13 protein-coding genes and 2 pseudogenes are annotated in these 21,047 nt (G+C 60.8%); 7 read left to right on the forward strand and 8 right to left on the reverse strand.

All coding sequences use genetic code 11. The features are described 5' to 3' along the window. Window positions 1-46: 46 nt before the first annotated feature. Window positions 47-3,874: a DUF6543 domain-containing protein gene (locus tag AB5975_22545; protein ID XDR19288.1), complete on the reverse strand. Its 3,828-nt coding sequence runs from the start codon at window positions 3,872-3,874 to the stop codon at window positions 47-49. 323 nt (window positions 3,875-4,197) lie between these two features. Here AB5975_22545 and AB5975_22550 point away from each other — a divergent pair, with 323 nt between their 5' ends. From AB5975_22550 to AB5975_22560, 3 genes are all read left to right on the forward strand, one after another. After that, the gene (locus tag AB5975_22550; GenBank protein XDR19289.1) at window positions 4,198-5,352 is read left to right on the forward strand and encodes a hypothetical protein; all 1,155 of its coding nucleotides are present in this window, start codon (window positions 4,198-4,200) and stop codon (window positions 5,350-5,352) included. A 73-nt stretch (window positions 5,353-5,425) separates the two neighbouring features. Next, window positions 5,426-6,544: a glycosyltransferase 61 family protein gene (locus tag AB5975_22555; GenBank protein XDR19290.1), complete on the forward strand. Its 1,119-nt coding sequence runs from the start codon at window positions 5,426-5,428 to the stop codon at window positions 6,542-6,544. 44 nt (window positions 6,545-6,588) lie between these two features. After that, complete coding sequence (locus AB5975_22560) at window positions 6,589-7,371, forward strand: AraC family transcriptional regulator (GenBank protein ID XDR19291.1); 783 nt, start codon at window positions 6,589-6,591, stop codon at window positions 7,369-7,371. Here AB5975_22560 and AB5975_22565 read toward each other — a convergent pair. Continuing rightward, window positions 7,350-7,949, reverse strand: a complete 600-nt coding sequence (locus tag AB5975_22565) for a LysE family translocator (GenBank protein ID XDR19292.1) — start codon at window positions 7,947-7,949, stop codon at window positions 7,350-7,352. The genes AB5975_22560 and AB5975_22565 overlap by 22 nt on opposite strands. A 282-nt stretch (window positions 7,950-8,231) precedes the next feature. Here AB5975_22565 and AB5975_22570 point away from each other — a divergent pair, with 282 nt between their 5' ends. Next, window positions 8,232-9,803 (forward strand): TerC family protein, encoded by a 1,572-nt coding sequence (locus tag AB5975_22570; protein ID XDR19293.1) that lies wholly within the window; start codon window positions 8,232-8,234, stop codon window positions 9,801-9,803. Here the strand turns inward: AB5975_22570 and rarD are convergent. Both rarD and AB5975_22580 read right to left on the reverse strand, forming a co-directional pair. Continuing rightward, the gene (rarD, locus tag AB5975_22575) at window positions 9,766-10,653 is read right to left on the reverse strand and encodes an EamA family transporter RarD (GenBank protein ID XDR19294.1); all 888 of its coding nucleotides are present in this window, start codon (window positions 10,651-10,653) and stop codon (window positions 9,766-9,768) included. The genes AB5975_22570 and rarD overlap by 38 nt on opposite strands. Before the next feature lie 33 nt (window positions 10,654-10,686). Then, on the reverse strand, window positions 10,687-12,273 hold the full coding sequence (locus AB5975_22580) for an EAL domain-containing protein (GenBank protein ID XDR19295.1): 1,587 nt from the start codon (window positions 12,271-12,273) through the stop codon (window positions 10,687-10,689). A 300-nt stretch (window positions 12,274-12,573) separates the two neighbouring features. Here AB5975_22580 and hppD point away from each other — a divergent pair. Continuing rightward, window positions 12,574-13,649, forward strand: a pseudogene (hppD, locus tag AB5975_22585) (4-hydroxyphenylpyruvate dioxygenase). A 24-nt stretch (window positions 13,650-13,673) separates the two neighbouring features. Here the strand turns inward: hppD and AB5975_22590 are convergent. Both AB5975_22590 and AB5975_22595 read right to left on the reverse strand, forming a co-directional pair. Then, the gene (locus AB5975_22590) at window positions 13,674-14,480 is read right to left on the reverse strand and encodes a CSS-motif domain-containing protein (GenBank protein ID XDR19296.1); all 807 of its coding nucleotides are present in this window, start codon (window positions 14,478-14,480) and stop codon (window positions 13,674-13,676) included. Between the two features lie 133 nt (window positions 14,481-14,613). After that, entirely contained in the window at window positions 14,614-15,300 is a 687-nt protein-coding gene (locus AB5975_22595) for a type 1 glutamine amidotransferase domain-containing protein (protein ID XDR19297.1), read from the reverse strand. Between the two features lie 90 nt (window positions 15,301-15,390). Here AB5975_22595 and AB5975_22600 point away from each other — a divergent pair, with 90 nt between their 5' ends. Then, on the forward strand, window positions 15,391-17,514 hold the full coding sequence (locus AB5975_22600; GenBank protein XDR23012.1) for an ATP-binding protein: 2,124 nt from the start codon (window positions 15,391-15,393) through the stop codon (window positions 17,512-17,514). A gap of 6 nt (window positions 17,515-17,520) precedes the next feature. Here AB5975_22600 and AB5975_22605 read toward each other — a convergent pair whose 3' ends face one another. Continuing rightward, window positions 17,521-19,137: a response regulator gene (locus AB5975_22605; protein ID XDR19298.1), complete on the reverse strand. Its 1,617-nt coding sequence runs from the start codon at window positions 19,135-19,137 to the stop codon at window positions 17,521-17,523. An 80-nt stretch (window positions 19,138-19,217) separates the two neighbouring features. After that, window positions 19,218-20,272: pseudogene (locus AB5975_22610) on the reverse strand (tetratricopeptide repeat protein). A 136-nt stretch (window positions 20,273-20,408) separates the two neighbouring features. Here AB5975_22610 and AB5975_22615 point away from each other — a divergent pair. Then, the gene (locus AB5975_22615) at window positions 20,409-20,996 is read left to right on the forward strand and encodes a TetR/AcrR family transcriptional regulator (protein ID XDR19299.1); all 588 of its coding nucleotides are present in this window, start codon (window positions 20,409-20,411) and stop codon (window positions 20,994-20,996) included. Window positions 20,997-21,047 lie beyond the last annotated feature (51 nt).

A 21,047-nucleotide genomic window follows, 5' to 3' on the forward strand; every position in this document is an offset into this window, starting at 1 on the left:
GCAGAGCAAATGCCTGCCGATGCGCCGACAGGCACCGCGAACATGACTAAAGCGGCAGATTGAAAAGGTCGCGTGGCGGGTGGGTGAGCCACTCCTCGCGCAGGGCTTGAGTCGTATCGATCACTGTCAAACGTCTCCAGAATTCCCTGCGGGCCTGATTCGGCTGCGACAGGAAGGGCTCTTGGTCGAGCAATGGCCGAAGGTCACGGCGAAATTGCAGTGGCAAGCGTTGCCACAATTCGGCTTCTGCAGGGCCTGTGTTCTCGAAGAAGTCCAGGTAATCATCTTCGTTTACCATCAGATCGACACCGTGGGCGGTGTTGTAGGCATCGATTTGTGCCAATGCAGTCTGGCCCAGCCACTCGCTTTCAAGGCTCAGGGATTCAGCTACCGGGTGTGGAACATTGAACGCGGCAGGCAGTTGCTGGAACTGGTTGGATGTAAGGTCCAGCACCACAGGTTCACTGATGAGCTGCAGGCCCCGCGGCAATTCGGTGAGCGCACAACCGGACAGGAACACGGTCCTGAGCCCGGAAAGCCGACGCAGGTCGGGTGCCTGAAGCAGGGGGTTGTCAGTCAGATCGAGTATGCCTAGTTGGCTGAACTGGTTTAGCGTTCGTTGAGCCTGGCTATCCCAGGTAATGCGATTGCTGTCCAGGTCCAGCCAGAGTAGATGCTCGGGGCTGGTCAGTTCAGGTAGGCGCTGGAAGCGGCAATTGGTGAGAAACAGGCGCTTGAGGTTGGGGAAACGTTCGTGAAAATCAGCTGGGAGGTGGCTGAGCATCGGGTTGTCGTTAAGTGTGATGTGTTCGATGTGGGTGAATTGATCGGGCAGGTAGAGTGTCGCCAGGTCCTCGTTGCGCAGGTCGAGGCCGGAAAGGTCAAGGCTGAAGAGTCGGCCAGTGCTTCCGAATGGCAGCCAGGAAAGGCGGCGCCAGGCGTTGATGATCGGGCGCACTGCCAGGTGCCGCTGGTGCGGGCTTGATGGGTCGGGCCTTGCCCATTGCTGCAGGTTTTGCCGCAGAGCGCTCAGGTGCTGCTGGAGGTCTCGCAGTCGCTCGGTGGGTGTACGCATGTCATACAGGTCGTGGTCTTCCTGTTCATCGCCCAGCCAGTCGGCGAATTCCGCATCGGTGGCATCGGGGAAAATGCGGCGGTAAGCCGCTGCCAGAGAACCGGCCTGAAGCGGGGGCGCTGGCAACGGCTCCAGGGGGCGGCCGCCGCGTAGCCAGCCTTGTGTCGAGCGCCGCTGCAGAGGCGCTCCCCAGAGTCGCTGCGCCAGCACGGGCCTGTTTCTATCGACCCACGCCAGTACGCGCTGGCGCACTACGCTGCCGTCGCTTCGTGCAATGCCGAGGGCTTCGCGCTGCACGCGTGGCAGCGCCTGCTCCACGGCACGGCACAGGTCCTCATCACGCAGCGCGGGCGCCGGGCGCTCTCCCAGATCGGCCTCATAGCCTTCGGCCGTTTTGATCACCCGGCACAGGGTGGTGGCCTGCTCACTGCCGACGTAGTTCAACGTTGGGCCTTGCGGGCTTGCAGCGCGCAACTCAAGGCGTAGGTCAGCAGGCCATTCGGGCAGGGCGTCCAGTGCGCTGAACAGCAGGCGCTCACTGTCAGCGCTGCACTGCGCAGGATGCAACAAGTCTTCCAACGCACGTACCAGCGGCAGCTCGCTGTGTGCCCGTTGGATCTGTTGGCCAATCGCTTTGGGGAGCTCGCCGTGCTCTTGCCAGGTGAGTGATTCAGTATCGTCCAGCCGTGCCAGCAACCGCCTGGCCAAGGCGGGAGACAGGCGTGGGTAGGCCGTAAGCAGCTGCTGCGTTGCGGGGGCGACTGCCGCGTCGCCGTTGTAGAGCTGGTCGAACAGACCCGGCGCTGCGTTTGCACCCATGCCTCGCACTTCGGTCCGTGCCGCCATGCGTTGCAGGGTGTCGAGCAATAGCGGCGGGGTTGGCTGGCCTTGCAGGTGCACCTGGCGCAAGCGTTCTGCGTCGATGCCGCAGATGCGTCCGGCCTGCTCCAGTTGCTGGGGTGTGAACGCTGCGAATGGCTCACCCAGGCGCCGCACGAGTGTTGCGAAAGGCCACTGGGCGGGCTGTTCATGCTGGCCGCGCCAGGCACCTTGCCCATTGTGTTCCAACGGTGGCTGCCAGGCATCCGCTGTGTCCGGGTGAATGATGCGCCATTGCTGCAGCGTGTTGTCGAAGTGCTGCTGGAAAAGATGGCCGTCCAGGCGGATGAATTGCTGGCCCTCGTGCAGGTACTGGCCTTGCGCATTGGGTTGCAGATGCTCTGGCAGCTCGATGCTACTGCGGTAAGGGGTCAGGTCCTGATTCCAGAGCTTGTAGCCCCCGTTGTTGCCGGGCACTTCCTGGAGGTTTTCCAGCAGCGGGCTGCCGAACAGTTTGGGGACCACGCGGCCTGCCACGGCAAGGCCGCCTATGAGGCCCAGGTTCAGGCCGACGGCTTCCAGATGGCGCAGGGCAAGGTGGCGGTCGCCTTCCTCCCAAGCCTCGTAGCCTTCGAATACCTCGCCGAGCAACTGGCAAGCGGTGACGGCCAGCATCAAGGGGCCTGCCCCTGGTATGAAGAAGCCGGCAACGTTCAGTGCATCCCAGCCAAGGCTTTCCCATTCTTCCAGGCGTTTGGTTCGAGCGTTGGCATCGGCCGTTGCGGTCGGTACCGCAAGCTGGCTGGCTTCATGCTTGAGGCGGGCCAGGTGCTGGTCCTGGTAGTAGCCGAACGGCTCTGCCGCGATCACCTGGTGCGTCGGGCGCAAGTCCACGTGCGCTGCACGCAGCCAGGGGCGGTCGAAGGCAGCGTTGCCGGAGGCGTCGAGGTTCTGTTGCAGCAGGTCGAGAAAGTGCGCGCGCTCATCCAGCCTGATGTAGGCGGTAAATGCCTGGCGCGCTGCGGGCTCCAGCAACAACGTCGCCAACGCTTCATGCACCGCTTCAAGGTCATGGCACTGGCGCAGCGCTGGGTCATGGCCAGGCAAGAACAGCGCAAGCCCCGCGTTGCCGACATCGATCAGCATCACTTCGTGCAGGATGCTGCCGAACAGCGCCAGCTGCCAGCACGTCACGTTGTCACCTTGCAACAGTCGCTCTATTTCGTCACGAGCGTTGCCGCCAAGCAGGTGTCGCAGGTAGGCCAGGTCGGCCGCCAGCCGCAGGCTGTCTTGTTGCACGTGCATGGCTTGCGCGCGAACGCCGGGTTGCCCTAAATGGTGTGTCAGATGGGCCTGGTAGGTGCCACCCAAGTCCAGTTCTCGACACAGTGTGGCGAAGGCTTCGGGACTAAGCGGCAAACGATCTACCTGGTAGTGTTCGGACTTCAGTGGAAACTGCGCAGCCGGCACCTGCATGCCAAGGGGAGCGTACCCTTGAACCTGAATTGCCGTGACATGAATGTTGTCCTTCAGCGCAATCGCGCTCTGGGAGGTAAATACTTCGTCATCGGCAAAGTTCTGCAGGGCCGCTTGTAACAAATTGTCGCGACGATGGCTGTAGAGATAGCGTAAGCCGACCCAGTGCCAGTTGCTTTCAACCCGCAGCAACTGGCTGTTGCGCAGTGGCGCGTGAAAACCATGTGCCGCAAGGCGGCCTTGCAGCAACGGTTCGGCGAATTCGGTGATCTGTGCGAGGCCCTTGAGTGAGCGGGCCAAGGCGGCTTGTGAGCGAACCCGGCGTGCCTGGCTGGCGTGCACTGCCTGGCGCAGGTCTGGGGCGGCATTGGCGAACCAGTCCTGCTCTTGCCAGGCATTAGCCTGGGTTTGCTGCAACGCGGCCCACTGTTTGGGTGTTGCCCGGTGGGCCCAATGGGGTAGTTGCGCCTTCAGCAGGGCTTGATGCGGAAGGTAATCAGGCATGGTGATGCTCCTTTTATGCAAAGAAGGCATCAAACGCTAATTATCAATAGCCAAGTGGTAACGGAGTATCGTGCTTATCGGCACGCTTATAGCAAAGTTTCGCTGATGGAGGCTTTTAGAGCAGAAAATTTGACGCCATGAAACTTGATCTAAAGTCAGCGAAGAGCCGCTTGCCAAAGCCTTTCGGGGCATCTTAAATTGTTACTGAATGTGATAATAAAGTTGTAGGGCAAACTATAAAAATCAAAGCGTTAAGTGTTTTTGCTGCATTTTTCTCTCTTTACGCATGGCCATAGAGCACTTCAAAGGACGTCGAAGAAGAAATGAAAGAGACCTTGACAGCTGTGGCGCGAAAGCTCCTGTCGCCCTCCACGCGCTACGAAATGAGGCTGCTGGCCAGCAAAACGCGAGAAATGATGGCGCGTGCCTGTTTCTGGCGGTGGGAGGTTGCCAGGTTTCGGCCGCAGCAGGAGAGCCCGTACGAAATCCTCTACATCGGCCGCAAGCAGCAACGGGAAATGGCCAAGCTGCTGATCGGCGGCAAAGGCCAGGGCAGCGCATCGATCGTGGAGGGTGCAAATGCCACGGCGGCTGCCAACCATGTGGTGGTCATCAGCGAAATGCCGACCTCGGGGGCGCTGTCCGTGCCGCATTACCTGAGCGCCGTGGTGCCGCTGGGGCGACCACTGGATGACATCACGGCCCGCTACGACAGCGAACTGCGCCGCAGCATTCGCAAGAACCGGCCGCTGTATCACATGCGCCAAGCCCTCTCGGACGACGAAATCAGCATGGCCGACCGGGACCTGCTGCGCCCTTATGCCACGGCCAGGCAAGGCATCCACGCCGCGCAGTTCCCTACCGAAGAGGTGTTCCGAATTGCCAAGAGCGTCGGCCGGCTCGACTTGATCATGCTGGGCGATGAAGTGATCGGCTGCCACCTGGGGTGTGAAGTGGTACGCGGCGGCAAGCGTTACTGGAGCACCTTGCGCTTTGGCTATTGCGAGGCGGTGTTTTCCGATGCGAAGAAACTGCGCGAGGTGAATTCGATCACCACCTTCATGGCGCTTGAATGGGCACTGGAGCAGGGCTTCGATTACTACGACATCGGCCTGTGCCTGGCACGCCCGGACGACGGCCTGTTGAAATGGAAGCGCCGCCGGGGTGGTGATATCGACTCACTGGGTAACCATGCGTACCTGTTTGTCCGCCTGCCAAAGACCGGCACGGCGAAGTTTTTGTGGGACACGCCGATGTTCGCCGTCGAAGGCGACAAGCTCACGCTGCATCTGGGGTTGCCGGATGGGCCTAGCGATGAGGAAGTTGCCAGCCGTTACCACGAAATGGTGTTTGGCGGCCTGCATAAGATTTATCTCTACGGTGGCAACGGTGCAGGTGAGCCGTTCGTGGAAACGTTGCGCAGCCGTTACGCAAGCCAGCAGTCACCGCCCACCATGGAAAGGGTCACATGCAACTGAGTGGCTGCCAGGGAGGCATTGATAGGGCGCCTTGCGCCAGGCTTCAGACTTCGTCATCAAGGGAGGACGCTTCATGGGAGGCGATATCTCGCAGTTCAGTGCATCGCCCGCAGCCAAGCATCACACCTGGACCTTGGCCGCCTATCGCTACATGGCGCGCAAACGCTTGGGCAAGAACACGGCCATCGACCTTAAAAGCATCGCCACCAAGAGCTGGGACATAGCCCCTGGCGAAGCCACGGTTTCGCCGCCAGCCATTTTTCTGCCCGGCCAGCTGGAACGGGTGACAGGCTGGGAAGGCAAGCGCTTCTACCCCTACGTGCACCCGGCACGCACCATGGAAGGCGGCGTCAATACGCTGCAAGGGCCAACCCGCGGCTACCTGATCAAGGATGTGTGGCTAATCGACGGGGCGTTGTACAAGGGCAAGGCCAGCCATTGGTTGTCACTGAAGCCAAGCACCTTCCCGACCATCATCGTCGACAATGAGATCGACCGCGCGGCTATCTACTGCACGCAAAACGGCAACTCGTGGTTCGGCACCTGGCTGATGGAAGATTGCCCGACCTATGCGCTGGCTTGTAACGAAGGTATCCCGGTGACCACCGCACCTTCTGCCCGGTTTCCACTGTTTACTCAGGCACCGGCCTATGAGGAGTTGCTGGGTATGAAACCGCTGCGTTTGCGCAGTGCGTTCTTCCGTGAGCTGGTGCTGTTCGATGACCAGAGCAACAACCGCAGCCGGCATGCCCGCTATCGTGCGATGGGCGACAAGCTGCTTTCGCATGTGCCGCATGCGCAACATCCTGGGGTGTTCCTGCTGCGCGGTGGTGATGGCGACCTGCGCCTCTTGCGCAACGAGCTTGAGCTTGCCGAGCACTTGCGCGTTACCCGTGGTTTTCGCATCGTCAACCCGCTGAAGTCCGACCTGCCGAGTATTGTCGCTGCCTGCGCCGGTGCCCAAGTGGTGATCGGGGTAGAGGGCAGCCAGTTGGTGCACGGCGTGAATGTGCTGCAGGCAGGCGGTTGCCTGCTGACCTTGCAGCCACCTAACCGCTTTGTCAGTTACTACAAGTACCTGACGGACCGCGACCACCAGCATTTCGGTTTCGTGGTCGGCATACCCGAAGGTGACGGTTTTCGGATCGATATCGGCGAGGTAGAGCGCACACTGGACCTGTTCCCACGCTAAGTGTGTAGTATTCGGGCACATGGCTGCGGCGGGCGAGGCGAAGGATGATCGAGGTATCACGGTTCTGGCGCGACCCGGCGCTGCCGTTCGTCGAAGCCCGAAGGGTAGGGGACGGGCGCAAGGTGTGTTACGCCGCGCACGCCCACGAAAGCTTCTCCATCGGGGTGATCACGGGTGGGCGCAGCACCTACCTTAACGCCGGTCAGGGTGTCGAGGTGACGGCGGGGACCACGGTGCTGATGAACCCGGGTGTGGTGCATACCTGCAACCCTGTTGCCGGGGAGCCGTGGTCCTACCTGATGCTGTTCGTCGACCAGCCTTGGTTGCAGGCCTTGGGGTTTGCCTTGCCGGCGCAGACCTGGAGCCGTTCGCCGCTGTTGTACCAGCGGCTTTTGCAAACCTTCGCCGACCTGTTCGATACCCGTCTGCCAGATCGCGAAGCGCGCCTGGCGGCTTTCTTCAGCGGATTGCCGGAATTACTGGGTGGCAGTGCCCCTGTGAGTGACGAGGGCAACCCTCGACTGCAGGCGGCGGCAGCATTCATACGCGCCCACCGCAGTGACGCGTTGAGCCTCGAGGACATCTGCGCGGCCTGCGGCCTGTCACGCTCCTACCTGATTCGTGCGTTCCGCCAACATTTCGGCCTGACCCCGCATGGCTATCTGCTCGACCAGCGCGTGCAGCTGGCCAGGGCGCGGCTGCGGCAAGGCCGGGCGATTGCCGAAGTGGCACAGGAGGCCGGGTTTGCCGACCAGGCGCATTTGCAGCGGGCATTCAAGCAGCAACTGGCGGCGACACCAGGGCATTATCGCAATGCGCTTGGCTGAATGATCAGGTAAACCGCACTGGCAATCAGCAACACGGCCAACCCTCGGTTCAGCAGGCGCATATGCCGTGGATTGCCCAGATACCGCCGAATCACGCTCCCGGCCCACGCCCAGCAGGCCACCGAGATGAAACAGATTGGCCCATAGATCCAGGCGAACAGCCACAGCAGGTGCTGTTCACCGCCGGTGTAGGCGCCCACGCCGGCGACTGCTGCCAACCAGGCTTTGGGGTTGAGCCACTGCATTACCGCGCCCTGCCAGGCTGAAGGGGCCATGGTCGGGTGTTCGCTGCCCAGGTTGCCATCGTCACTGGCCAGTTTCCACGCCATGTACAGCAGAAATGCCACACCGCTCCAGTGCAACAGCAGGCCCAGCAAAGGCCAGCGCAACATCAGCTGATGCACGCCCAGCCCGACCAGCACCAGCAGCAGGCAAAAGCCCAGCGTGGCGCCGGCCACATGTGCCAGGCTGGCGCGCAGGCCGTGGCGGGCACCGCTGCCTAGTGCGACGATGTTGACCGGGCCGGGGGAAATCGAGGCCGCCAAGGCGAAGGCGGCCATTGACAAGGACAGGCTCATGAGGGAAATCCGAATGGCTGAAGGAGGGCTTCATCCTCGGGCATCCGCTTGCAGAGGTATTGAACAAAAGTACCCTCTCCACAACTGGAAGCGTGCAGTGCAGAGGTGTTACAGGTTTTGTAATAGTTTTGCGCTACTAGAGAAACCTGCTGTGCTTGTAGCATCATCCTCCCAATTTGTTATCAAGGTCTATATGAGCACCTTCGCGGAGCCCCCCAGTTTTCGGCCGTTTCGGCCATCCTTTCCCTGTCCTTGTGACGCCTTCCTCGTGAGTACCCGCTAATGGAATGGCTAGCCGACCCAACGGCCTGGCTAGGCCTGTTGACGCTTATCGTCCTTGAGCTGGTGCTGGGTATCGACAACCTGGTGTTCATCGCCATCCTCGCCGACAAGTTGCCGCCTCACCAGCGTGATCGCGCACGGGTCATTGGCCTTGGCCTGGCGTTGATCATGCGTCTGGGCCTGTTGGCCAGTATTTCGTGGATGGTCACACTTACCGCGCCGCTGATCGACGTATTCGGCAAGAGCTTCTCTGGCCGTGACCTGATCATGCTGTTCGGTGGTGTATTCCTGCTGTTCAAGGCCACCATGGAGCTGCATGAACGCCTGGAGGGCCACGTGACACAGGCCAGTGGCACATTGCGCCATGCCGCGTTCTGGCCGATCGTCGCCCAGATCGTGGTACTGGACGCAGTGTTCTCGCTGGACGCCGTGATCACGGCGGTGGGCATGGTCGATGAGCTGTCGGTGATGATGATCGCGGTGATCTTCTCGATCGGTATCATGATCGTTGCCAGCAAGCCGCTGACCCGTTTCGTCAACGCCCACCCCACGGTAATCATGCTGTGCCTGGGCTTCCTGATGATGATCGGTTTCAGCCTCACTGCAGAAGGCCTGGGCTTCCATATCCCGAAAGGCTACCTGTATGCGGCGATTGGCTTCTCGATCCTGATCGAGCTGTTCAACCAGCTGGCCCGTGCCCGCCGCAAGCGCAGCTTGCAGCAGCATCGACCGCTACGCGAACGTACTGCCCATGCGGTGCTGCGCCTGCTGGGCGGCCGCCGGATCGAAGCTGACGAGGTGGGTGAGGAAATCGCCGATCTGGTCGAAGGTGGCGAGGAACAGGTGCTGTTCGACCGCCGTGAGCGGGTAATGATCAGTGGTGTGCTGAACCTGGCAGAGCGGCCGATCCGTACGGTGATGACCGCGCGTGCCGAGGTCGATGTGATCGACCTGGCACAGCCGGCCGAGGCCATTACCCAGGCCTTGGTCAACTCGCCGTACTCGCGCCTGCCGTTGATCCGCGATGGCCGTGTGGACGAACCCTTGGGTTTTGTGCACAAGAAGGAATTGCTCAAAGAGCTACTGTCGGGCGACCAACCCGATCTGGAAAGCATGGCCCGGGCGCCGTTGAACCTGCTGGAGAGTTTCAGCATCCTCAATGCCCTGGAGCAGATGCGTGGCCAGTCGACCCACATCGCATTCGTGGTCAACGAGTTCGGCGACTTTACCGGCCTGCTGACCATGACCGACATCCTTGAGTCGATTGCCGGTGAATTGCCGGATGCGAGCGAGGTAGAAGGCCCCGGCATCGTTCAGGAGGGTGAAGCCTTTGTGGTCAGTGGTGCACTGAACTTGAGCCAGGTGCAGGCCCGTACAGGCTTCAGTGCCCGTGCTACCGAAGATTACCAGACCCTCGCGGGCCTGGTGATGAGCTTGCTCGACCGCCTGCCGATGGTGGGTGATCAGTTGGCCTGGAACGGCTGGATGCTGACCGTGGAGGCGGTTGAAGAGCGGCGGGTGCGCCAGGTTCGGCTTACACCGAACGGCGGCGCTGACGCAACAGGTGCTTGAAGCCTTCGAGCACCAGCACCAGCACTGCGGCCCAGATTGGCAGGTAGGTCAACCACTGATCCGGGCCGATGGTTTCGCCCAGCAGTAATGCCACCCCCACCAGCAGCACGGGTTCGACGTAGCTGAGCAGGCCGAACAGGCTGAATGGCAACATGCGGCTGGCCAGTACGTAAGCGATCAGGGCCGAGGCGCTGATCGCCCCAAGTATCGGGATCAGCGCATACAGCCCAGGGTGTGCTTGCAGGTCGGCATTGGATAGCGGGCCCTGGATAACGAAGTACAGGGCCCACGGCAGCAGCAGGCACATGTCGCACCACAGGCCACCCAGGTGGTCGGTGCGGCAACGCCGGCGCAGCACGAAGTAGATCGGGTAACCGATCGTCACCAACAGGGTTTCCCAGGCAAAGCTGCCATTTTGGTACAGCTCGTGGCCCACGCCCAGCGCGGCGCAAGCCACCGCCACCTTCTGCAGGCGCGACAGGCGCTCGCCATACACCAGTCGCCCGGTCAGGACCATGGCCAGCGGGAGCAAGAAGTAGCCCATCGACACTTCCAGGCTACGCCCGTGCAGGGGCGCCCAGAGAAACAGCCACAGCTGCACGCCCATCAGCCACGAAGTACCGACCATGCCGAGCAACAGCACCGGCGTGCGCTTTACCCGGCCCAACAGCTCGCCGACCCGTTTCCAGTCCTTCGAGACAAGCATGAACAAGGTGAGGCAGGGCAGCGTCAACAGGGTGCGCCAGCCAAAGATTTCTTCGCCATCGAGTGGCTTGAGCAGCGAGGTATAGAAGTACATCACGGCGAACAGACAAGACGCCATGACCGATGAAACAATGCCTTTTGACACGAATGCCTCGAATACGGGAGTTGAGCGAGTGAATCAGCCGCGCATGATCTCAGGGGCAGCGCCTTGCGGCAACTGCGCAGCGCCCGGGCGTGTGGCCAGGGCTTCAAGGAACTGGGCAGCTGGCATGGGCCTGGCGAACAGGTAACCCTGCTGGAAGTCCACCCCATGCTCGGCCAGGTAGTCGCGCTGAATGTCGGTTTCGACACCCTCGGCTACGATGCCCAGGCCCAGCTTGGCCGACAGCTCGATGATGCTTTCGAGAATGTGCACCGACAGCGCATCGGCACCTATCATGGCGACGAAACTCTGGTCGATCTTCAGGTAGTCGACCTTGAATTGCCGAAGGTAGTTGAGGCTCGACTGGCCGGTGCCGAAGTCGTCGAGGGCAATCATTACGCCCATGGCATGCAGTTTTTCGAACAGTTCGAGGGCCACGGGCGTGGGTTCGATCAGTTTGCGCTCGGTCAGCTCCAGGGTGAGTACCACCCGGCCGGGCGGAAAGTGTTGCAGGAACGTACGGCAGTCATCCAGCAACCTGAGATCGCGGCAATGGTCCGCGGTGATGTTGATACCAACATGAAAGCCGTCCTCCATCAGCCCGGCATAAGGTGCCAGGCTTTGCGCGGTATGCGTCATCAGCGCCCGGGTCATGGCGACAATCTGCCCGCTGTGTTCTGCATATGGGATGAACAGGTCAGGGCGAACCAGGCCTTCTCGTGGATGATTCCAGCGCATCAGCACTTCGGCGCCGGCCCAGCGGTAATCGCCTTTGCGTACCACCGGCTGGAAGTACGGCAGAAACTCATCGGCCTGCAGGGCGCGATCCAGTTCGGCACGGGGGGAGGTGACGCGACGAATCTGCCAGCGGCATGCCAGCGCCGCCACAACCCCCAGCACCAGCAGCAGGCTGAGCAGGGCCGGGTAGTGGCTGCGTAACAGTTGGCCTTGCTTGTTGGCGCTGTAGCCGCCCTGCACGCTAAACGGGTATCGCGTGGAGCCTAGCAACACGTTGGCGCTGGAGGCGGCAGGTGGTACGCCTTTGTGCACCACTCCGTCTTTGCCCATCCAGGCGTCGCCGACGCGGATTTGCAGTTCTTCATCGGGGCCGATCAGGCGCAATGCCGTCAGCAGGTGGTCGCCATCCACCGTGGTGATTGCACCGTGGTCACCATCGCTGGCACGGTATACCAGTAGCGGGTGGCCAGGCGTAACCGAATTGCCGTCCATCAGCCATAGCTTGCCGTCTACGTAGTCGGCTGCATTGACCGGTTCCTCGAACTCGCCGAACAACGAGGTGCAATAAAGGTTGTTGTGCCTGAACAGGTTGGTCGAGCGCACGAAGGCATTGCGGGTAACCTGGGCCCGCAACGTGAGCTGGGCTTGATCGCAAGCGCTGCCAGCCAGGGGCAGCAGCGCATTGGCAGCAGCGGACAGGTTGTCGAGGATGCGCTCGACGTGCTCCACCGCCTGCCGGGTGGTGGCCTGGCTACTGGCTTGCATTTCGCGCTCGATCTGCCAGTTCATCACGCCCAGGCCGCACATTACCGGCAGTACGCCGACGACCCAGGGCAACAGGGTACGCCAGCTGAGCGCGGCGCGGCGTTTGGTGGTGAGGGGCATGCTGACCTGACTACTATGAGGGATAAACGAGAGGATAGCCGTTTGCCTGACCGTGCGAGCAACTAAAACGCGACAAAAATTTTTACGCAATGTAGAATCGGTTTACGAATACAACAATAAGGTCCTTCATTTCCGAAGGATCAAGCCCGCCGAGAATGGGTCCATATGACATACCATGGGTTCAAGCTGATCATAGGTGGCTTCCTCGCTCGCAGCGTGCGGGGCATCCCGTGCTCACCGCCGTTTTTGTTCCGCATCCCACGCAATCAATAATATTTCGCTGCAGATGAGGACACGAACATGGCTGATATCTTCGACAATCCAATGGGCCTGATGGGCTTCGAATTCATCGAACTGGCTTCGCCGACCCCTGGCGTACTTGAGCCGGTCTTCCAGATACTGGGTTTCACCAAGGTGGCTACCCACCGCTCCAAAGATGTGCACCTCTACCGTCAGGGTGGCATCAATCTGATTTTGAACAACGAGCCCAAAAGCATCGCCTCGTATTTCGCGGCTGAGCACGGCCCGTCTGTCTGTGGTATGGCATTCCGTGTACGCAATGCCCATGAAGCCTATGCCCGTGCCCTCGAATTGGGCGCCCAGCCGGTGGAAATCGAAACCGGCCGATGGAACTGCGTCTGCCAGCGATCAAGGGTATTGGTGGCGCACCGCTTTACCTGATCGACCGTTTCGAGGAAGGCAGCTCGATCTACGACATCGACTTCAACTTCATCGAAGGCGTGGACCGCAACCCGGTGGGTGCCGGCCTGAAAATCATCGACCACCTCACCCACAACGTCTACCGCGGACGCATGGCCTACTGGGCCGGCTTCTACGAGAAGCTGTTCAACTTCCGTGAAATCCGTTACTTCGATATCAAGGGTGAGTACACCGGCCTGACGTCCAAGGCCATGACCGCTCCTGATGGCATGATCCGCATCCCGCTCAACGAAGAGTCCTCCAAGGGTGCCGGGCAGATCGAAGAGTTCCTGATGCAGTTCAACGGCGAAGGCATCCAGCACGTGGCCTTCCTGACTGATGACCTGCTCAAGACCTGGGATGCCCTGAAGGGCTTCGGTATGCGCTTCATGACCGCGCCACCGCAAACCTACTACGAAATGCTGGAAGAGCGCCTGCCTGGCCATGGCGAGCCGGTCGATCAACTGCAAGCGCGTGGCATCCTTCTCGATGGCGCCTCGCAGCCCGGCGACAAGCGCCTGCTGCTGCAGATTTTCTCGGAAACCTTGCTTGGGCCGGTGTTCTTCGAGTTCATCCAGCGCAAAGGTGACGACGGCTTTGGTGAAGGCAACTTCAAGGCGTTGTTCGAATCCATCGAACGGGACCAAGTTCGCCGTGGTGTACTGAGCACCGACTGATGCCGCTCTGGGTAGCGCCTGCCTTCATGGGTTGTTGGCGGCGCTCTCAGGCTTGCAGGAGCGGGTCCTGAACAGGCCCAGATACACGATCAAGCTGGTCGCGATCCCCACCAACATCAACGAAGGCAGGATCTGCAGCATGGACTGGCGTATTTCCTGGGCGGTGAAACCCTGTGCATAGCCGCCTTTGATTCTGTATCCATACTTGGCCGACAAGGCGTTGGCCAAGAACTCGGACTGCGAGGGGGGCTGTGCGTCACGGCTATCACCCTTGCTCCAGATATAGCGATCGTCGAACTCCACTACCAGTGTCAGCCCATCCTGAAAAGCATCCAGTTCATTGCGCAGCTGTGAGGCATACGCGGTCACGATTACGCCGACGCCATTGCTTTGCAGGTAGAAGTTGACCAGCAGTTTGCGGCGGTTGTCGGGTTGCCCATAAGACAGTTCGACCTGTTGGCCCGACAGCGTCAAGGACGACAAGTAGTCCATTGAGCCTGAAGCGCTGCTGCAGTAAGCTTCATTGTCCTCCACCAAGGTCAATGACCTGAGCATGGAGCGGCTGACAACCTGGTCCTGTAAAACGCTTCTGACGTTTTCGCAGGGCTTGCCGGCAAGTGGCAATGCGCGATGGGCAGCCTCGCTCAGCCTGTTCAGCGCCTGATCGATGCTGAACACCGCTTCCCGAACCGAGATGTTCGCGTTTTCCGCAAGTTTCATTTCCAGTTGAACAATCATTACCAGCAAACCGGAAATCACAGGTACAAGGCCCACAGTGGTGAGTAGCAGCAGCTCCCGCATGCGGCGCCCGGCGTGCAAGATTTTCAACATAGGACAAGGGTTCTCCGGCCCGAAGCTGTTCGCGTTGAACAGCTGAGCCTTGAGCCTATGTTTTCAATGAGCTGCCTGCTGTAGTCCGCGTGCAGTCTGCTCGATAGGAAACCAACAAGGTTAATGTAAGGTTTTACTTGCCCTGGAGTTTCGCGAGGACTTTTTCGGCGAGCAGCGCGGTAGAGGCAGGGTTCTGCCCGGTGATCAGTCGACCATCATCGACCACGTATGGCTTCCATGGATCGTCATGCTTGCTGTACACGCCGCCACGGCCACCCAACTCGTTTTCTGTCAGGAATGGCACCACGTTGTCCAACTCGACCAGTTTTTCCTCGATATTGGAAAAGCCGGTTACCTTCCGATCTTTCAGCAGCAGGCTATTGTCGCTGAGCTTGATGTTCAGCAGGCCGACCACACCGTGGCACACTGCGGCAACAATGCCGCCATTTTCGTAGACCTTGCGTGCCAGCTCCTGCAGCGGTTGGTTTTCGGCAAAGTCATACATCACTCCGTGCCCGCCTGTGTAGTAGATGACGCTGTATTCTTCGGCCTTTACCTGGCCAGGGCTAAAGGTGCTGCCCAGGCGATTCATGAAGCCCTTGTCGTCATACCATTGCCAGTCCAGGTCGGGGGCCATCTGCAGGCTGTGTGGGTCGATGGGGATGTAGCCGCCCTGTGGGCTGACATAATCGACCGTGTAGCCGGCCTTTTCGACCTTCTCGACAAAGTGCACCGCTTCGCCCAGCCACAGCCCGGTCGCCCGACTCAGCGTCGGATACTTGGCTGTATTGGTCAGTACTACCAGTATTTTCTTGCTCATGACCACGCTCCCGTCGGCAACCTGAATGGGCCGTTGCTCCCTGGCCCGAGGAAAAACCTAATGAGCATAGCTGCCACCAGCCAGGGCGTCATGGTGTGCGATGCATGCTGTGCTAAGTTGAATGAATTCACAGCTGGAGCCACGACATTGATCGCAAACGGTACGCCACGCGAGCCTGTACCGCAGGCTATACGGCAGTCGCTTGTTTCGTCATCGATCAAGCCGATGGGGGAACGCATCGCCCAGTTCGAGTGGGGGCATACCTCGCTCGGGCCATTGCCGCGCTGGCCGGCTTCATTGCGCATTGCTGTAGACATGATGCACTTGTCGCCGTTCCCGTGTGCGGTGGTCTGGGGGCCTGACCTCTGTGTGGTGCACAACGATGGCTATCGGGCGCTGCGGGCTGTTACCCATGATGCGCTGGGTAAGACGTTCGATGCCCTTTGGCATGATGTCTGGCCAGCAGTGGGGCCTTGGGTGTTCAACGTACTTGAGGGGCGCTCGAGTTTCGTCGAGGACCCACCCCTGCGAATCGTCCGGGGCGAAGGCGCCGAGCCGCTATGGTGCGCGTTCGGTTATGCCCCCCTGCATGATGAACTCGGTAACGTGGCCGGGTTTCTGCATACGGTGATCGAAACCACGGCCAGCGTCGAGGCGCACCGTCACTGGCGTGAGCAGGCGCAGGGATTTGAACGGCAGGTCGAGCGCCATGTGGCCGAGCGCGAGCAGTTCTGGCAGCTGTCGCGCGACGCCATAATGACGATTACCCCGGAACTGAAACTGCATGCCGCCAACCCGGCCTGGCACCGCATTTTGGGATGGCCTCAAGAACAGGTGCAGGACATACCGATACTGGAGCTGGTTCACCCCGCCGATCGTGTCGAAGTGCAAGTGGCAGTGTCGGGGCTACTGCAAGACAGTCATGCGGAACAGATCGAGACCCGTCTGCGCCACCGCGATGGTCACTACCACTGGTTTTGCTGGAGTGCGCGGTTTGATGGCAGCCTTCTGAACGTGGTTGGCCGGGACATTACCGCAGAGCGCGAAGAGGCTGCACGTCAGTCCGAGGCGCTGATGCGCAGCAGCGAGCGTATGGAGGTGGTAGGCCAGTTGGCGGGCGGCATGGGCCATGAAATGAACAACTTGCTGTCCGGTATTGGTGGCAGCCTCGAATTGCTGCAGCGGCGCCTGCAGGACGGGCGCCTGGAGCGAGTGGAGGCCTATGTGGAGGTCGCGCGTGACTCAGTGCAGCGTGCGATGGAACTGACTCATCGCTTGCTTGCGTTTTCTCGCCATCAGCCGTTGGCACCTGGACCGCTGAATTTCAATCGGCAGTTACGTCAGAGCGAGCCGCTGTTATTGCAGGCGCTGGGGGCAGAGATGCGTTTGCACTGGCAACTGGATGTTGCGCACTGGGCGGTGAACTTGGACGTGCGCCAGCTTGAAAATGCGCTGATCAATTTGTGCGCCAATGCCCGTGAGGCATGCCTGGCGCAAGGCAATGTCACCATCAGCAGCGTCAACGAACGGCTGATTGCCTTTTTCCCGGATGAGGGTGGCTTGCCCCCAGGCGACTACGTGGCTTTGCATGTCGAGGACGATGGCCATGGCATGGCGGCGGTAGATATCCCCAGGGCATTTGAACCGTTCTTCACCACCAAACCCGTCGGGCGTGGGTCCGGCCTTGGTTTGTCGATGGTTTATGGCTTTGTCGGCCAGTCGGGCGGGTATGCCTGGATCGAGTCGACCCAGGGAAAGGGCACCAAGGTTTCCATGCTTTTCCCTCGGTGCCATGAGCCGGTACCGGACGAAGTCACGCCGGCACCGCGTCCGCAGCGTATGGCAAGAGGCGAGCGCCTGCTGTTGGTCGATGATGAGCTTAACTTGCGCGCGGTGATGCGCGAATACCTGACTGAGCGTGGTTTCAACGTGACCGACGTGGGCGATGCCAATACTGCGCTGGACCGCTTCCGCCATGGCGGCCCCTTCGATTTGGTAATCACCGACATCGGCCTGCCGGGTGGTTTCAGTGGCCGGCAAGTGGCCAAGGCCATGCGCATGCAACTTGAACAGCAGAAGATTCTGTTTATCACAGGCTATGCGGATCAGCCGATTGAAGCGCAACTGCTCGGCCAGCCGGGCACGGCGTTAATGAACAAACCGTTCTCGTTGGCGGACCTTGCCGACGAAGCGATACGCATGCTTGATGAGTAGGGCGCTTCAGGGCTTGCCAAGAATCTGCGTCACTTGGGCCTGCAACTGCTTCAGTTCGAACGGTTTGCAGATCAGGTGCATGCCCGTGCCCAGGAAGCCCTCACGGGCCATGGCTGTCTCCGCATAGCCGGTGATGAATAGCACTGGCAAGTGCGGTCGCAGGCTGCGAGCAATTTCGGCCAGTTGCCGGCCATTCATGCCGGGCAAGCCAACATCGCTGACCAGCAAGTCTACCGCTTGTGCCGAGCGTAAAACTTTCAAACCCTCGTTGGCATTGGCGGCGCTGTGGCAGGGGAAGCCGTCGTCGCGCAGAGCCTGGCACAGCAGATGGCGCACATCAGGGTCATCTTCGACCACCAAGACATGCCGGCTACAATCGCCTTGTTTGGGAGGCGTTGGGCTGGACACTCGCCGAGCTTCACCGCGATGGCGGGGCAGGTACAGTTCTACCTGGGTGCCTTGGCCAAGCTCGCTGTGCAGCGTGACATGCCCGTGGGATTGCTTGCTGAAGCCGTACACCATCGACAAGCCGAGCCCGATCCCCTGGCCGGTCGCCTTGGTGCTGAAGAACGGCTCGAAGGCGTGCTCCAGTGTGCTTTGTGCCATGCCCTGGCCGTCGTCGATGATCCGCAGGCGCACATAATCGCCCTCGCGCAGAGCGCCGTCGGCGAATTGCTCGGTGGCGATGTATTGATTGCTCGCCTCGATGCGCAGTAGACCACCACTGGGCATGGCCTCGCAGGCATTGAGCAGCAGGTTGTCCAGGGCTTCGTGCAGCTGCTCGTCGTCTGCCTCCACAGGCCAGAGCCCTTTGGCAACCTGCACCTGCAGGGCTACCGCCGGGCTCACCCGAGCCTTGAGGCGCTTTGCCTGCAGAAGTGTATGCAGGTCGATTCGTTCGTTATGCAGCGATTGTCGGGAAGAGAATGCCAGCAGGCGGTGTGTCAGGCGGGCGGCGCGTGCTACAGCCTCGCGGCCCATGCTCAGCACGCCGTCCAGGCCGTCGCTGCGGCCTTGGTGCAGGCGCCGCTCGATCAGTTCGAAGCTGCCACCAATGCTGGTGAGCAAATTGTTGAAGTCATGGGCGACGCCGCCGGCCAATTGGCCGATGGCTTCCATCTTGCGTACTTGGTAACGGGAGAATTCGCTGTGCTGCTGTTCTTCGTTTGGCGGCTCAAGCTGGGTGTCCAGGCGCTGCTGCAGGCCATGGAGCTGGTCACGTATCAGGTATTGCCTGCGGCGGTTGCGCAGTGCGGACTGGGTCATGTGCAACAGCTGGGCGTGTTCGAAGGGCGCAATCAGCAATGCCAGGTTGCCCACGGGGTGATTAGTCGCGCCAGTGGCTGACCAGGCGCCCTGGGTCACCAGTACGATGGGCAGGTCCGACCAGCTTGGTTGCTGGTCAATATAGGCTTGCAGCGACTCGCATGGGCCATGGCTGAACACTTGTTCGGCAATGATCGCCAAACCTGCGCCTTCGGCCAGGCGCGCCTGCAGGTTGGCCATGTCGACCGCACACAGGCTTGCGATGCCGGCGCGAGCGAGCAGGTTCGAGGTGTCCGCCGCCAACGGCGGGGGTGCCAGAATCAACGCACGTTGATCCAGCGTCAACGAACTGGCCAAAACGGCTCTCCTGTAGGGTGGCCTGTTATCCACTGGACCCCGGGCACTGGCACGGGGTTCAACAATAAATCAGGAATGGCCTACAGGCCCTGTTGCAATACGGGATCGTCCGGGTTCTGGCGTTCCAGTTCGGCCAGCAGTACCTGCACATTCTGCAGTTGGCCGGATTCTTTCCAGTACTGAATCAGCAATACCCGCGCCCGACGATTGGCGGGTTGCCGATTGAGCACGGTTTCCAGTTGCTTCTGCGCGGCATCGAGTTGCTCCAGTTCGTGCAGGGTAACCGCCAGCGTATAGCGATAGTCTGTGTTGTCCGGGTCAAGTTCGACGGCGCGGGAAAGGGCCAGCAAGGCATATTCGCGCTGCTCGTGGCGGTTCAGCCAAAGCCCGAGTTCGTACTGCAGAAAGGCCGAGTCAGGGCTCAACGCCAAGGCTTTGCCCAGTACTTGGCGTGAGGCGTCGTGATGGCCCTGGCGTTCCAGCAGGCGCACTTGAGTGGCCAGCGCGTCGAGGTTGCCGGGTCAACCGCCAGCGCGCGTTGCAGTGCTGTGGAGGCCTGGGTGTAGTCGTTTTCATGCAGGTACAGGCGCGCCAGGTGCACCTGCGCGTCGGCATCCTCGGGTTGCTGTTCCAGGGCTTGCTGGTATTGCTCAAGGGCTGCCTGAAGCGGGCCGAAGTACAGGCCGATGGCGTCGGGATCGAGGCCTAGCAGGGCATCCACGGCGGCAAAGCGCACGCTTTGGTCGTCGTCGTCCAGCAGCGGGCCGAGTACCAGGCTGCGCTGCGCCGCCGGCAGCAGGCGACGGATACCCGCAATGGCCGCACGACGCACCAGCGGGTCGCCATGCTCCAGGTCCTGGCTGGCGAGTTTCAATGCCTGCGGCGAGGGGTAGTTGGGCAACTCTGTGTACAGCGCCGCACGGCGGATGGCGGGCAGGTCGTTACGTTGCAATTGCTGGTACAGCACCCGTGCTGCTCCAGGCTGACCGTCGTGTGCCTGGCGTAGCGCCTTGGTGTAGCTGTGTGCCGGCAAGGTAGGCTGCGCGGGTGGGGCATCACGCCACAGGTAGCCGAACAGGGCCAATACCACAATCGACGACAGTAGGGCGATCAGGTAGCGGTTGCGTCTGGGCATCTGACGATCCGTGGCGGCGGGAAGGGCAGAGCTTGGGCCAGCTGGGGGGTAATTGCAACCGAACCGAACAGGCTGCTTGCCACGGGCCAGGCCTGCGTGGTGACATTACATGCATTGCGTATGTAAGGAGAGACACATGGTTCGCCGCACCCGTGCCGAGATGGAAGAAACCCGCGCCACGCTGTTGGCAACCGCCCGCCAGTGCTTCACTGCGCTGGGTTATGCGGACACCTCCATGGATGACCTCACCGCACAGGCGGGGCTGACTCGAGGGGCGCTTTATCATCATTTTGGTGACAAGCAAGGCTTGTTGACTGCGGTGGTGGAGCAGATCGACGCCGAGATGGACCAGCGCCTGCAAGCAATTTCGGAGGCGGCCGAAGATGCCTGGGAGGGCTTTCGCCAACGTTGTCGGGTTTACCTGGAAATGGCCTTGGAGCCGGAGATTCAGCGCATTGTGTTGCGTGACGCCAAAGCGGTGCTCGGCGGGGCTTCGCCGGGTTCGCAACGGCAGTGCATTGCGTCGATGCAACGGTTGATCGCAGACCTCATGCAGCAGGGCGTCATTGCCGAAGCCGACCCACAGGCGTTGGCATCGTTGATTTACGGGAGCCTGGCGGAAGCCGCCTGCTGGATTGCACAGGGGGAAGACGGCCAAGGCCGGCTGTTGAAGGGTTTGAACGCACTGGAGTTGCTGTTGCGGGGCGTGTTGAACAAGGCCTGAGCGCTGCGTACCGAGCCTCGGCCCCCGATGCTGTCGGGCATAAAAAGCCCC

The sequence above is a fragment of the Pseudomonas putida genome (assembly GCA_041071465.1).
In the GTDB taxonomy this organism is placed as follows: domain Bacteria; phylum Pseudomonadota; class Gammaproteobacteria; order Pseudomonadales; family Pseudomonadaceae; genus Aquipseudomonas; species Aquipseudomonas putida_P.